The following is a 13803-nucleotide window of genomic DNA, read 5'->3' as shown; positions in this document are numbered from 1 at the left end:
GGGGAGGAGGATCTGAGATGACCCCGCTTTCCGAAACCCTCGCCGCGATCCCGCGGCGGGCCGGGCGGTGGACGGTCGCCGGCCTGCCCGAAGGTGCCGACGCCCTGGTGCTGGCCGAGCTCGCGCGCACGACGGGCGGGCGGGACATTCTGCACGTGGCGCGCGACAGCCAGCGGCTGGAGCGGCTGCAGGACGGCCTGCGCTTCTTCGCGCCCGATCGCGAGGTGCTGGTCTTCCCGGCCTGGGATTGCCTGCCTTACGACCGCATGTCACCGCATCCTGACATCGTCGCCGAGCGCCTCGAGACGCTGGTGCGCCTGGCTGCGTCGCGCAAGCCGGGGGCGCCGGCCCGCATCATCCTCGCCTCGGTCGGCGCGGCGCTGCAGAAGGTCCCGGCCCGCGGCCTCTATGCAGAAGCGGCCGTCGTCCTGCGGCGCGGCCAGACCGTTGACGTCGCCTGGCTGACCGGCTTCCTCGGCGAGAACGGCTACGGGCGTTCCGAGACGGTGATGGAGCCCGGCGAATACGCCGTGCGCGGCGGCCTGATCGATCTCTATCCGCCCGGCACCGACGAGCCGTTGCGCCTCGACCTGTTCGGCGATTCGCTGGAGACGATCCGTTCGTTCGATCCCATGAGCCAGCGCTCGACCGGCACGCGCGACGAGGTCGTGCTGCTGCCGGTCAGCGAGGTGCTGCTGACGGAAGCCTCGATCGCCCGCTTCCGCAGCGGCTATCGCGAGCTGTTCGGCAACGCCGCCGACGATGCGCTCTACGAAGCGATCTCAGCCGGCCAGCGCCATGTCGGCATGGAGCACTGGCTGCCGCTGTTCCACGAGCGCCTGGAGACGCTGCTCGACTACTGCGACGAGGCGATCGTCACGGCCGACCACCAGATCGCCGAGGCCTTCCAGGCGCGCCACGAGCTGATCGTCGACTACTACGACGCGCGCCTGAGGACCGGTGCCAAGGGCGGCATGACCGGCGCCGCCGACTACCGCCCGGTGCCGCCCGAGCGGCTCTATCTCAAGCCGTCCGAATGGGAGCGCCTGCTCGACGGCCACACCGTGGCACAGCTCACCACCTTCGACACCACGCCCGACATGGCCAACGCCGTCGATCTGCACGGCCGCCGGCACGAGGGCTTCGCGCGGGCGCGCACCGCGCAGGGCGTCAACCTGTTCGACAAGGTGGCCGAGCACGTCAAGGCGGCGAACGATTCCGGTCGGCGGGTGGTGATCGCGGGCTATACCGAGGGCTCTGCCAATCGCCTGCAGCACCTGCTGCAGGAGCACGGCGCGACGACACCGGTGCCGGTGGCCGATTTCACCACGGTGCTCGGCCTGCCGCCGGGGGCGCTCGGCATCGCCGTGTGGCCGCTCGACCACGGCTTCGTGCTCGAGGCGCTCGAGGTCATCGGCGAGGAGGACATCCTCGGCGACCGCCTGTCGCGCCCGGCCAAGAAGCGGCGGCCGTCCGAACGCTTCATCGCCGAGGCTTCGGCACTGAGCGAGGGTGACCTCGTGGTCCATCGCGAGCACGGCGTGGGCCGCTACGAAGGGCTGGTGACGCTGGAGATCCAGAACGCCCGGCACGACTGCCTGCGGCTCACCTACGAGGGTGGCGACAAGCTCTTCGTGCCGGTCGAGAACATCGACGTGCTGAGCCGCTACGGCGCCGCGGAGGAGGGGGCGCCGCTCGACCGGCTGGGCGGCGTCGCCTGGCAGTCGCGCAAGGCGCGGCTGAAGCAGCGCATCGCCGACATGGCCGACCGGCTGATCAAGATCGCCGCCGAGCGCGCCGTGCGCCACGGCGAGACGATGAGCCCGCCCGACGGGCTGTACGAGGAGTTCTGTGCCCGCTTCCCCTACGCCGAGACCGACGACCAGCTGCAGGCGATCGCCGACGTCATGGAGGACCTGTCGTCGGGCAAGCCGATGGACCGCCTGATCTGCGGCGACGTCGGCTTCGGCAAGACCGAGGTTGCGCTCCGCGCCGCCTTTGCAGCGGCGCTGTCGGGCAAGCAGGTGGCGGTGATCGGGCCGACGACCCTGCTGGCGCGCCAGCACCATCGCACCTTCGCCGAGCGCTTCGCTGGCCTGCCGGTTCGCATCGGCCGGCTGTCGCGGCTGGTCGGCGCCAAGGAGGCCAAGGCCACCAAGGAGGCGATGAAGGAGGGCACGCTCGACATCGTCGTCGGCACCCACGCGCTGCTGGCCAAGAGCGTCGAGTTCAAGGACCTCGGCCTCCTGGTCGTCGACGAGGAGCAGCATTTCGGCGTCGCCCACAAGGAGCGGCTGAAGGAGCTTCGCGCCGACGTCCATGTGCTGACGCTGACGGCGACGCCGATCCCGCGCACGTTGCAGCTGGCCTTGACCGGCGTGCGCGACATGAGCGTGATCGCCACGCCGCCGGTCGACCGGCTGGCGGTTCGTACCTTCGTCACGCCGTTCGACGGCGTCACGATCCGCGAAGCCCTGTTGCGCGAGCAGTATCGCGGCGGCCAGAGCTTCTATGTCTGCCCGCGCATCGAGGACATGGCACAGGTCGCGAACGACCTGCGCGAGCTGGTGCCCGAGATCCGCCTCGCCATGGCGCATGGCCGGCTGCCGCCGACCACCATCGAGAACACCATGCAGGAATTCGTCGACGGCAAGTTCGACGTGCTGCTGTCGACCAACATCGTCGAGAGCGGGCTCGACATCCGCAACGCCAACACCATGGTGATCCATCGCGCTGACATGTTCGGCCTGGCCCAGCTCTACCAGCTGCGCGGCCGCATCGGTCGCGGCAAGACGCGGGCCTATGCCTATCTCACCGTGCCGCCGGGCAAGGCGCTGAACGAGGCGGCGGCCAAGCGGCTCGAGGTCATGCAGACGCTCGACACGCTGGGCGCCGGCTTCCAGCTCGCCAGCCACGACCTCGACATCCGCGGCGCCGGCAACCTCCTGGGCGAGGAGCAGTCGGGCCATATCCGCGAGGTCGGCATCGAGCTCTACCAGCAGCTCCTCGAGGAAGCGGTCGAGGCGGCGCGCGGGCAGGCGCGCGAGGCCGAGCGCGCCGACTGGTCGCCCCAGCTCAATCTCGGTATCCCGGTGCTGATTCCCGAGGAGTACGTCTCCGACCTGTCGGTGAGGATGGGCCTCTACCGGCGCATCGGCGCGCTCGCCAGCCAGGGCGAGATCGATTCCTTCGCCGCCGAGATGGTCGACCGCTTCGGCAAGATGCCGGCCGAAGCCGAGTTTCTGCTGAACACCGTGGCGCTGAAGCTGTTGTGCCGCGCCGCCGGCGTCGAGCGCATCGACGCCGGCGAGAAGGCTGTCGTGCTGTCCCTGCACGACAACAAGTTCGCCAACCCCGACAAGCTCATCGCCTGGCTGCAGAAGAACGCGCCTTTGGTGCGCCTGCGGCCTGACCACCGCGTGATGGTGCAGCGCGTTTGGAACGACGAGCGCCAGCGGCTTTCCGGCGTGACCTCGATCGTTTCCGCTTTGGCGAAGCTCGCGGCTTGAGGAGCGGCAGCGCGGCACGGCGGGCCGAGCGCAGCAGCCAGTCGGAGAGCCGGGTGTCGCCCGACGCCCGCGCCAGCGTGACCGCGCCGACGGCCAGGATCGCCGCCGCCGTGGCGTCGGAATCGAGCTTGCGCACCTTGGCCCGCGCCAGCGCGGCGATGGTGGCGTAGAGCATGCCGGCGTAGGCCAGCCGCGCCGTCAGCGGCGCTCGCGCGACGTCGCCTGGCAGGGCGGCCAGGGTGCAGCCCTGCGCCGTCTCGCCAAGATTGGCCTTGTCGAGATAGGCGCGCAGCACGGCCGCCGGCTCGCCGCCGCGAAGCTGCGCCAGCAGCCCGGGCCCCGTCCGCACGATCTCGGCGAACAGCGCGTCCTTCGAGGCGAAGTGGGCATAGAACGCGCCGCGCGTCAGCCCGGCCGCCAGCATCACATCGTCGATCGTCGTCGCATGGTAGCCGCGCAGCCGGAACAGCCGGGCGGCATGCTGCAGGATCTCGGCGCGGGTCTGTGCCTTGCGGAGGGGGGAGGGCGGCAGGGGGACACCAATGGTATGATTATGATCATATCATATGATTATCATCATATCCTGGCTTCTAGCGAAGCTGGGGAGGAACAAGAGCGACAGTGGCGCTCTTATCATTCCCCTCCCTAGCGAAGCTGGGGAGGTGTCGGCGCAATCGCCGACGGAGGGGTCAGAGGCCGCAGTCCCGCTGCTCATGACCCCTCCGTCCGCGAAGACGCGGACACCTCCCCAGCTTCGCTAGGGAGGAGAGGAAGCTCGGTCGGATTGCGCCGACACCCCCAGCGTCGCTTGGCGAAGCTGGGGAGGGGAGTTGGAGAGCTGGCCTCACGCCGCCGACTGGGCGGCACTGGTCGCGGCGTCGCGTTCGGCGAGGTTGAAAACCTCGACGAAGGCCGATGGCGGTTGGGCGCCGGAGACGGCGTACTTGCGGTTGACGATGAAGCAGGGCACGCCGTTGATGCCGAGGCGGCGGGCGTAGACGTCGGAGGTGACGACCTCGTGGCGGCCCTCGTCGCTCAGCAGGAAGCTGCGCGTGCTCTCGGCGTCGATGCCGGCGCGGCGGGCGCATTCGACCAGCGTGTCGAGGTCGCCGATGTCGAGACCCTGCTCGAAATAGGCCTTGAACAGCTCGTCGACGACCTCTTCCTGGGCCTCGCGCTTGGCGCCCCAATGGACGAGTCGGTGCGACAGCACCGTGTTGGGCGTGCGCCGGATGCGGGAGAACTGGAACTCGATGCCGGCCTCGCGGCCACTCTCGGCGATCGCCTGGTAGATCTGGCGCGGCCGGTCGCCGCCGCCGAACTTGGCGCGGATGTAGTCGTCGCGTGTCATGCCTTCGGGCGGCATGTCGGGATTGAGCTGGAATGGCCGCCAGGCCACGGCGATGTCGGTGCGGCCCGCCTGCACCAGCGCGCGCTCGAAGCGCCGCTTGCCGATGTAGCACCACGGGCAGATCGTATCGGAAACGATGTCTACATAGATCATCTTTGCAGCCTACGCCTTTCGCGCCGGTGCAGGAAGATGCCGGCGGCCGCCGTCACCCCCAGGGAGATCGATGTCAGCCATGCGGCGGACGACCAGCCGCCCGCCGTCACCAGGGCGCCGGTGATCGGCGGGCCCAGCAGGGTGCCGATGTTGGAGCCCTGGAGCATCAGCCCGGTGGAGGCGCCCATCAGCTCCGGCCGCGGCGCATGGACCGGCAGCGCCGCAAACAGCGCCCCGGGAATGACGCCGATCACCGCGGAGTAGATCGCAGCGAGTATGAGGCGCGCCAGGTCGGGCACGCCGTCGGCGAAGATCCCGGCGGCGCAAAGCGACATCGACAGGGCGGCGCCGACGATGAGAGTGACCCGCGGCAAGCCGCCGCGGAGCAGCCATCCCGCCATTTGATTGCCGACGATGTTGGCGATGCAAACTCCGGCGGTCACGATCGCGGCGATCGACGTGGCCATGCCGAGGCGCTCGACCTGCAGGGTCGGGAGGAAACCCACGATCACGAACCAGCAGCAGGCATAAGCGCCGAAGCAGATTGCCAGAGCCAGCGGACCGCCGCTGCTCGCGACCTCTGCCATCTCGTTCAGGATGGGCCGGCGCTCGGAGGGCTGTGGGTCGAGTTTCGGTCGCGACGACATGCTCAGCATCAGCACCGCGACCATCGCGGCGGATGCGCCGGCTGCGACCAGCCAGACGACCCGCCACGACGTGCTGGGCAGGATGACGGCGGCGATCAGCATCATGAGACCGGTGCCAGCCGGAAAGTAGGAAGACCACAGGGTCATCACCCGGCGGTGATCACGGGCGGCGGCGAGGCGTATCAGCAGGGGCGGCGCGGCCACCGTCATGGCAACGAACCCCAACCCCTCGGCGATGCGCGTGAGCAGCAGCATCTCGATGCTGCCGGCGAAGGCGCCGAGCAGGCTTGCCAAGAGGCAGATCGCGGTGCCTGCCAGCACCAGGCGGCGATGGCCGATGCGGTCGGCGGTGAGCGCGATCACCATCCCGCTCAGCGCCGTGGTCAGGTTGAGGATCGACAGGATCCAGCCCGCCTGGCTGAGCGTCGCCCCCAGCTCCTCGCGGATCGACGGCAGTGCGGGCGGCGCCTTGCCGACATTGAAGGCGCCGACGATGCCGGCGACGACCAGCAGGCCGACCAGGCCCCAATGCGTGCGGGTAGGCGGATTCAGTATTGCACCCGCGCCGTCATGGCGCCGTCGACGATGAAATTGATGCCGCTCACGAACGATGCCGGCGCGCCGGCCAGGAACACGGTGGCCGCCGCGACTTCCTGCGGCGTGCCCATGCGGCCGCTCGGATTGCGTGCCAGCATGCGCTTGTAGCGCTCGGAGCCGGCGTCGCGCTGGCGGCCCCAGGTATTGCCGTCCTCGAGGATGGTGCCGGGCGAGACCATGTTGGCGCGCACGCCCTTGGGAGCCATGTCGATGGCGAGCGACTTCACCATGGGCATCAGCGCACCCTTGACCGAGCGGTAGGGCGCGGTCGGCCCGGAGACTTCGACGAACGACACGGTGCCGATGATGGTGAGGGTGGAGCCGCTGCCGCGCTGCTCGAGATGCGGGCGGACATGGAGCACAGCGTTCACCGTCGAGGCCAGGTCGACCTCGATGGAACGGCGCCAGCCGGCCGGCGAATTCTCGGTGCCGAGCGCGCTGACATTGGCGACGAAATGGTCGAGGCCGCCGTCGCCGGCAAACCCGTCGATCCAGCGCTTTAGCGCGGTATCGTCGGTGACATCCAGCATGGTGCCGGTGACCCGGGCTTGGTTGCCCTGCCATTCCGCTTCGCGCTCCTTCACCAGCTTGCCGTCGCGCGCGCAGAAGCCGACGACGGCCCCTTCGGCGACGAAGGCGTCGACGATGGCGCGGCCGATACTCTTCGTGCCGCCGGTGACCAGAACGCGTTTGCCCGCCAGGCCGAGGTCCATGGTATCTCCCGCAAGTTCATTCGCTAGTCGGCGGGCATGAAACAGGGGAGCGACCGATATGTCCAAGCGTTTCGATCTCGAAGGCAAGGTGGCGCTGGTCACCGGGGCGTCGTCGGGGCTGGGCGTCCATTTTGCGCGCACGCTCGCTTCCGCCGGCGCCTCGGTCGCTATCGCGGCGCGCCGCGCCGTGCGGCTGGCGACTCTTCAGGCTGACCTGGAGAAGGGCGGAGCGAAGGCCATCGCCGTGTCGCTCGACGTCCAGTCAGGCGAGGCCGTGCGTGCTGCCTTCGACGCGGCCGAGGCGGCCCTCGGCAAGCTCGACATCGTCGTCAACAATGCCGGCATCTCGATCGTCAAGCCGGCGCTCGTCATGCCGGAGGAGGATTGGGATGCCGTGGTCGACACGAACCTTCGCGGCGCCTGGCTGGTGGCGCAGACCGCGGGACAGCGCTGGGTCGGCGCGAAGCGACCGGGCAGCATCGTCAACATCGCCTCGATCCTCGGCCTGCGCACGATCGGCCAGGTGGCGCCCTACAACGCCTCGAAGGCCGGCCTCATTCACCTGACGCGTGCGCTCGCCATGGAATGGGCGCGCCACGACATCCGCGTCAACGCGATCTGCCCGGGCTACATTGAGACCGAGATGAACAGCGACTTCTGGAAGACCGACGGCGGCAAGCGCCTGATTGATCGCATCCCGCAGCGCCGCATCGGCAAGCCCGAGCATCTCGACGGCGCGCTGCTGCTGCTGGCGTCGGAAGCGGGCTCATTCATGACCGGCAGCGTGATCACCGTCGACGGCGGCCACACGGTGAACTCGCTGTAATTTCATTCGCCTCCCCACGCTTTGCGTGGGGAGGTGTCGGCGTAATCGCCGACGGAGGGGTCATGAGCATCGCGACTGTAACTCATGACCCCTCCGTCGCCGAAGACGGCGACACCTCCCCAGCTTCGCTAGGGAGGAAAGCTCTTCCTCCTCCCCAGCGAAGCTGGGGAGGAGGAAGGTAACTCACCACCCGTTTATGCGGTCGTACGTCGCCACCACCGAGCGGCCGCCGTCGAGCTCGCTGTCGACGACGAAGTAGCGGTCGTAGGCGGCGGCGGTGATGCAGGCGTGGTTGGGCAGGATGCGCACCCGCGCGCCGACCGGCAGGTTGCCGAACGGGATCGGCTCGTCGGCGCCGACAAAGCCGTGCTCCTGCGAGCAGGCGACCACCGCCATGTCCCTGGCCGGCGCATCGACGATGGTGCCGAAGCCGACCTGCGGCTTGAACTCCTGGGCGCTGATGTCCTTGGAGAGGGCCAGCGCGCCGGCATCGACCAGCACCTGGTTGCGATGCGGGTAGTGGCCGATCACCGAGGCCAGCACCGAGAGGGCGAGGTCGCCCGCGCCGCAGGCGCCGATGAATTCCTGGTCGAGGTCGTTGAAGACGTAGACGCCCGGCCGCATCTCGGTAATGCCGGTGAAGTCGCGCGAATGCACGGCGGTCGGCGTCGAGCCGGCCGAGACGATCGGGCAGGGGATGCCCGCCGCCCGAAGCCGGTCGGCGGCGCCGACGATCGCGCGGCGTTCCTGCTCGGCCACGACGGCGATGCCGTCCGGCGTGTTCTCGTGATAGGAATGACCGGCGTGGGTCATCACGCCCGCCAGCTCGACGCCCGAGGCCTCGTGGAGGACGCGCGCGATGTCTAGAAGCCCGGCCAGCTTGGGGAAGGGCAGGCCGGCGCGGCCGGCGCCGCTGTCGATCTCGATCAGCACCGAGAAGGTATCGCCATCGCGCCCGGCGTCGGCGATCGCCCGCGCCACGGCGAGATTGTCGGTGACGACGCGCAGATTGACGCCCTGGCGGCGCAGCGCGCTGACGGCGGCGAGCTTGGAGGGCACCACGCCCACGGCATAGAGGATGTCGGTGAAGCCGCCCTGGGCGAAGTAGCGGGCCTCGGCCAGGGTCGACACGGTGATGCGGCCATCGTGGCCTTCGACGGCCATGCGGCCGATCTCGATCGATTTCGCCGTCTTGACGTGCGGCCGCAACATGACGCCGGCATGCTTCAGCCGCTCGCTCATGCGCTTGAGGTTGCGGCGCAGGATGGCGCGGTCGAGAATGAGGGCGGGTGTCGGCAGGTCGTCGAGGGTCTGGCTGGCCATTGTCTGTTCTTTCGTGGTCGTTCCATTCTTTCCATCATCCTGCAGGCGGTCAAATCGAGCATGCCGATCGAAAACGAGCGCAAGTTTGTCCTGAACGACGACGGCGGGCTCGAAGCGCGCGTCGGCGCCGCGCCCGGCGTCGAGCGCAGCCTGCTGCAGCAGGCCTACCTGGATTCCGCCGGCGTGCGCATCCGCTCGGTCGAAGGTCCCGACGGCACGCGCCACGTCTTCACCTACAAATGCACCGTCGACGGCCAGGTCGTCGAGATCGAGACGGCGATCAGCGCCAGCGACTTCGCGCGCCTGTGGACGCGGCGCCAGCAGAGCCTCAGCAAGGTGCGCTACTCGTGGCCCGACGGCGCCTTCCACTGGGACGTCGATTTCTTCAAGCGCGACGACGGCAGCACCTACTTCGCCCAGGCCGAGGTCGAGATGCCGGAAGACGATACCGAGCCGCCGCCGCTGCCGGCGCTGCTCGCCGGCCATCTGCTGGCGACCGTCCCGGCCGGCGATTCGCGCTTCGCCTCGAAGTACCTGACCGACCAGGCGCACGCCCAGCGCCTGCTGGCCGACATCCATCGCAAGGGGAGAATTGAATGAAGATCGCGCGCGTCGACAGCCATTCGATCAAGGTGCCGTTCACCTTCGACGGCAACCCGACCGGCTATGGCGGACGCAACTGGACGACCAACAACATCCTGCTGGTGCGGGTCGAGACCGACAACGGGATCGTCGGCTGGGGCGAGGCGTTCTGCTACGGCTGCACCGACGCCGTGCGCGCCGCCCTGCACAACATGATCGCGCCGATCGTGGTCGGCGAGGACGCGTCCAACATTGCCCGCCTGTCCTACGACCTGCAGCAGAAGCTCCATCTGTTCGGCCGCTACGGCATCACCATCTTCGCGCTGTCGGGTCTCGACATCGCGCTGTGGGACATCGCCGGCAAGGCGGCCGGCCTGCCGCTGGTGCAACTGCTGGGCGGCAGCGGCCACGCCAGGCTGCCGGCCTATGCCAGCCTGCTGAAGTACCGCGATCCCGAGCGGGTGGCGGCACGCACCCGGCTCGCCGTGCAGCAGGGCTATCGCCATATCAAGCTGCACGAGACCGAGGAACCCGAGATCAAGGCGGCGCGCGAGGCGGCCGGCGGCGACGTCGCCATCATGGTCGACACCAACTGTCCGTGGACGCCCGAGCAGGCGCGACTCATGACCCTGAAGCTCAGGCCTTATGATCTGCACTGGCTCGAGGAGCCGATCTTCCCGCCGGAGGATTTCGCCGCCATCGCGCGGCTGCGCGAGGGCACCGGGGTCGCCATGGCGGCGGGCGAGAACAACTGCACCTCGTTCCAGTTCCGCGACATGTTCGCCGCCGGGGCGGTGGACTACGCCCAGCCCAGCGTCACCAAGGTGGGCGGCGTCACCGAGTTCCTGAAGGTGGCGACCTTGGCCGACGCCGCTGGCGTGACCCTGATGCCGCACTCGCCGTATTTCGGCCCGGGCTTCCTCGCGACGCTTCATTTGCTCGCGGCGCGCGGCGGCCCCGGCGGCATGATCGAGCGCTACCACATGGATCTGGAAGCGAGCCTCTCCGGCGATCTCGTGAACCCGGTCGACGGCGGCTTCGTGGTGCCTACGGGACCGGGGCTTGGGTGCGATCCGGATCCGGATGTGATGAAGACGTACGGGGATTAGGCGTCGTCTTCGCCGGGAGCGCGCCACTCCGTGGCGCTCTTCTCATTCTCCTCCCCAGCTTCGCTGGGGAGGTGTCGCGTCTTACGCGACGGAGGGGTCATGAGCCATGGGCCCCGCCATCTCTCATGACTCATGACCCCTCCGTCCGCGATTACGCGGACACCTCCCCAGCGAAGCTGGGGAGGAGGAAGGCGTCATGCCTTCCGCGGCCGGATACGCGGCACTTGCACGATCGACCATGGGTCGGGCAACTCGCCGACCGGGCAGTCGATCAGGGTCGGGCCGCCGCGCGCGAGGCCGCGCGTAATCGCAGCCTTCAGCTCGTCCGGCGACTTCACCCGTTCGCTGGCGAGGCCGAAGCTTTCGGCCAGCTTGACGAAGTCGGGGTTGCGCAGGTCGCTGGCGATGGTGCGGTTGTTGAACGATTGCTGCTGGATGCGCCGCACGTTGCCGTAGGCGCCGTCGCTGAACACCACGGCGACGACGCCGATGCCGTGCTGCGCCGCCGTCGCCATCTCCATGGCGGTGAACAGGAAGCCGCCGTCGCCGTTGATCGACACGACCGGCGTGTCGGGCTTGGCGACCTTGACGCCGAGCGACGTGGCATAGCCCCAGCCCAGGGTGCCCTGGTAGCCCGGCGACAGGAACGTGCGCGGCTTGTAGGTCGGATAGGCGAGGCGGGCGGCGTAGCCCATCTGCGTCAGCTCGTCGACCAGGATGCCGTCTTCCGGCAGCGCCCCGCGGATCGCCTCGAGATAGCCGATCTGCGGCCCGAGTTTTTCGCGCAACATCTTGGTCGCGGCAGCCTTGGTCTCGGCGACGTGCTCGGCCCGGCCATTGGGCTTGCCGGCATGCTTGCCGATCCGGCTGGCGAGCGCCGCCAGGGTCGCCGTCGCATCGCCGACGATGCCGATCTCCGGCCGGCGAAAGCGGTCGAGCTCGGCGCTGTCGGCATCGATGCGGATGATCTTGAGATCGTCGTCCATGCCCCAGTTCTGCTGCTGCGGCTGCAGGCGCGTGCCGACCGCCAGCACGACGTCGGCCTCGCCCCACAGGCGGTAGCCGGCCGGCATGGTGACCGAGAGCCGATGCCGGCCGTCGATCACGCCCTGGCCCATGCGCCCCGTCATGACCGGCGCCTCGAGCACCTCGGCGATCGCCTGCACCGACGCGCCGGCACCCTGCGCGCCGCCGCCGACCACGATCATTGGCCGCTTGGCGCCACCCAGCAGCTTGGCCGCGCGCTCGACGGCGTCCTCGTCGACCGGGCTGGGATCGGCTGCGGCCGGCGTCGTGATCAGCTCGACAGGACCGCGCCGCGCCCAGGTATCCATGGCGCATTCCAGGCCGACCGGACGGCGCCGTCCCGACAGCATCCGGCGGAACGCCTCGTTGACCAGGCCAGGCGCCTCGGCGGGGGCGTTGATGCGGTCGGCCCACTTGGTGAGGCCGCGCATGATCGACAGCTGGTCCGGCAATTCGTGCAGCAGGCCGGCGTTGCGGCCGATCATCGCCTGCTGGATCTGGCCGCTCAGCGCCAACACCGGCGCGTTCACCGCATAGGCGGTGGACAGCGCCGCCGTGGTGTTGAGGAAGCCGGGGCCCGGTACGACGACGTAGGCGGACGGCTGGCCGCTCGCCATGGCGTAGCCCAGCGCCATGTAGGCGCAGGCCTGCTCGTGGCGGCCATGGATCGGGCGGATCGCGTTGGTGCGGTCGTAGAGGGCGTCGAAGAACGCATCGTTCTGGACGCCGGGCAGGCAGAAGATCGTGTCGATGCCGTTCACTTCCAACATCGACACGACGGCTTGCGCGGTGGTGAGGGTTTGCATCCGGCTACTCTACACGCGCGCCCGACGCCTTGATAATGGGCGCCAGCCGCGCTTCCTCGGCGTCGCGATACGCGAGCGTGGCGGCCGGCGTGTTCCACCACGCCGTGGCGCCGAGGTCGGCGAACTTGGCCTTGAGGTCATCGCTCTCCAGCGCCTTCTTGGACAGCTCCGAGAGACGCGCGACGACATCGGTCGGCAGCTTGGCCGGCCCGGTCAGCGTGGTCCACGACACGATGTCGAAGCCTTCGATGAACTCGGCGATCGCCGGCATGTCCGGGGCGACCGGCGTACGCTTGGCGGAGGTGACGGCGAGCGGCCGCACCTTGCCCGCGCGCACCTGGGCAAGCGCGCCAGGGATGTTGTCGAAGATCATATGGACCTGGCCGGCGAGGATGTCCTGCATCGCCGGTGCGGCGCCGCGATAGGGTACGTGCTGCATGTCGACGCCGGCCTTGATCTTGAACAGCTCGCCCGACAGATGAAGCGTCGTGCCCGGTCCCGCCGAGGCATAGGAGTACTTGCCCGGGTTCTTCTTCAGGAAGGCGATCAGCTCGGGCAGATCCTTGACCGGCAGGTCGAGGTTGACCACCAGCAGGTTGGGCAGGAACCAGATCGTGCTGACGAAGGTGAAGTCGGTGCGCGGATTGAACGGCAGCTTGGCGTAGAGGGTCGGCGCGATGGCGTGGCTGGCGATACCGCCCAGGCCGAGCGTGTAGCCGTCGGGCGCCGACTGCGCGAGCGCGTCGACGCCGACATTGCCGCCCGAGCCGCCCTTGTTCTCGACGATCCATTGCTGGCCGGTGAGCTCCGCCATCTTGGCGCAGAACAGGCGTGACAGGGTGTCCGTGGCACCACCGGCCGGAAAGGGATTGATGTAGCGCACGGGCTTATTGGGGTAGGTACCCTGGGCGCGGGCCGATCCCGACAGGATCGCCGGCGCCACCAGCGCTCCACCCATGCTGGCTAACACGCGCCGGCGATTTGAATTCGTCATCTTGTTTCCTCCAAAGTCTTCCATGAAGCCGCGCGAAAGTGACAAACCTCGCGGGCGCCGTCGACAACAGGGTGTGCGCAATCGTCCGACGACGCCCTTCAATAGCTTGAAAACTCGCAAAATCTTGTCATTTTTGCCGCTACACTGCGGTTTGGTGGGTGCAAGCC

At 68.8% G+C, this 13803-nt stretch carries 10 protein-coding genes and 1 pseudogene; 4 read left to right on the top strand and 7 right to left on the bottom strand.

From position 1 onward, the window contains the following. Positions 1 to 17: 17 nt before the first annotated feature. A complete protein-coding gene (gene mfd / locus ACILR9_RS18170) occupies positions 18 to 3509 on the top strand; it encodes a transcription-repair coupling factor (RefSeq protein ID WP_395711361.1) in 3492 nt (1163 codons plus the stop codon). Positions 3510 to 3870: 361 nt separating this feature from the next. Here the strand turns inward: mfd and ACILR9_RS18165 are convergent. From ACILR9_RS18165 to ACILR9_RS18150, 4 genes and pseudogenes are all read right to left on the bottom strand, one after another. Continuing rightward, a pseudogene (locus ACILR9_RS18165) lies at positions 3871 to 3996 on the bottom strand (helix-turn-helix domain-containing protein); the annotation flags it as partial. A 357-nt stretch (positions 3997 to 4353) separates the two neighbouring features. Further along, positions 4354 to 5013: a DsbA family oxidoreductase gene (locus ACILR9_RS18160; protein WP_395711360.1), complete on the bottom strand. Its 660-nt coding sequence runs from the start codon at positions 5011 to 5013 to the stop codon at positions 4354 to 4356. Further along, positions 5010 to 6155, bottom strand: a complete 1146-nt coding sequence (locus tag ACILR9_RS18155; RefSeq protein WP_395711397.1) for a CynX/NimT family MFS transporter — start codon at positions 6153 to 6155, stop codon at positions 5010 to 5012. The genes ACILR9_RS18160 and ACILR9_RS18155 overlap by 4 nt, the downstream gene beginning before the upstream one ends. A 53-nt stretch (positions 6156 to 6208) precedes the next feature. Then, positions 6209 to 6970: an SDR family NAD(P)-dependent oxidoreductase gene (locus ACILR9_RS18150; RefSeq protein WP_395711359.1), complete on the bottom strand. Its 762-nt coding sequence runs from the start codon at positions 6968 to 6970 to the stop codon at positions 6209 to 6211. Positions 6971 to 7028: 58 nt separating this feature from the next. Here ACILR9_RS18150 and ACILR9_RS18145 point away from each other — a divergent pair, with 58 nt between their 5' ends. Then, the gene (locus ACILR9_RS18145; RefSeq protein WP_395711358.1) at positions 7029 to 7796 is read left to right on the top strand and encodes a glucose 1-dehydrogenase; all 768 of its coding nucleotides are present in this window, start codon (positions 7029 to 7031) and stop codon (positions 7794 to 7796) included. 183 nt (positions 7797 to 7979) lie between these two features. Here the strand turns inward: ACILR9_RS18145 and ACILR9_RS18140 are convergent, their stop codons facing one another. Further along, positions 7980 to 9119, bottom strand: a complete 1140-nt coding sequence (locus ACILR9_RS18140) for an alanine racemase (RefSeq protein ID WP_395711357.1) — start codon at positions 9117 to 9119, stop codon at positions 7980 to 7982. Positions 9120 to 9179: 60 nt separating this feature from the next. On the opposite strand from ACILR9_RS18140, the gene ACILR9_RS18135 reads away from it, so the two are divergent. Further along, entirely contained in the window at positions 9180 to 9719 is a 540-nt protein-coding gene (locus tag ACILR9_RS18135) for a hypothetical protein (RefSeq protein WP_395711356.1), read from the top strand. Continuing rightward, positions 9716 to 10810, top strand: coding sequence for a mandelate racemase/muconate lactonizing enzyme family protein (locus ACILR9_RS18130; RefSeq protein ID WP_395711355.1), 1095 nt, complete (start codon positions 9716 to 9718; stop codon positions 10808 to 10810). Before ACILR9_RS18135 ends, ACILR9_RS18130 begins: the two co-directional genes overlap by 4 nt. Positions 10811 to 11004: 194 nt before the next feature. Here ACILR9_RS18130 and ACILR9_RS18125 read toward each other — a convergent pair whose 3' ends face one another. After that, complete coding sequence (locus tag ACILR9_RS18125) at positions 11005 to 12642, bottom strand: thiamine pyrophosphate-dependent enzyme (protein WP_395711354.1); 1638 nt, start codon at positions 12640 to 12642, stop codon at positions 11005 to 11007. Between the two features lie 4 nt (positions 12643 to 12646). Then, entirely contained in the window at positions 12647 to 13636 is a 990-nt protein-coding gene (locus ACILR9_RS18120) for a Bug family tripartite tricarboxylate transporter substrate binding protein (RefSeq protein ID WP_395711353.1), read from the bottom strand. Positions 13637 to 13803 lie beyond the last annotated feature (167 nt).

The sequence above is a fragment of the Reyranella sp. genome (genome assembly GCF_044224635.1).
Lineage (GTDB): Bacteria > Pseudomonadota > Alphaproteobacteria > Reyranellales > Reyranellaceae > Reyranella.
The sequence above is the reverse complement of the archived record's forward strand: the minus strand, read 5'-3'. Positions and strand labels throughout refer to the sequence as shown.

Coding starts and splice junctions, on each gene's coding strand:
- mfd (WP_395711361.1), top strand. CDS start 18: ATGACCCCGCTTTCCGAAACCCTCGCCGCGATCCCGCGGCGGGCCGGG.
- ACILR9_RS18160 (WP_395711360.1), bottom strand. CDS start 5,013: ATGATCTATGTAGACATCGTTTCCGATACGATCTGCCCGTGGTGCTAC.
- ACILR9_RS18150 (WP_395711359.1), bottom strand. CDS start 6,970: ATGGACCTCGGCCTGGCGGGCAAACGCGTTCTGGTCACCGGCGGCACG.
- ACILR9_RS18145 (WP_395711358.1), top strand. CDS start 7,029: ATGTCCAAGCGTTTCGATCTCGAAGGCAAGGTGGCGCTGGTCACCGGG.
- ACILR9_RS18140 (WP_395711357.1), bottom strand. CDS start 9,119: ATGGCCAGCCAGACCCTCGACGACCTGCCGACACCCGCCCTCATTCTC.
- ACILR9_RS18135 (WP_395711356.1), top strand. CDS start 9,180: ATGCCGATCGAAAACGAGCGCAAGTTTGTCCTGAACGACGACGGCGGG.
- ACILR9_RS18130 (WP_395711355.1), top strand. CDS start 9,716: ATGAAGATCGCGCGCGTCGACAGCCATTCGATCAAGGTGCCGTTCACC.
- ACILR9_RS18125 (WP_395711354.1), bottom strand. CDS start 12,642: ATGCAAACCCTCACCACCGCGCAAGCCGTCGTGTCGATGTTGGAAGTG.
- ACILR9_RS18120 (WP_395711353.1), bottom strand. CDS start 13,636: ATGACGAATTCAAATCGCCGGCGCGTGTTAGCCAGCATGGGTGGAGCG.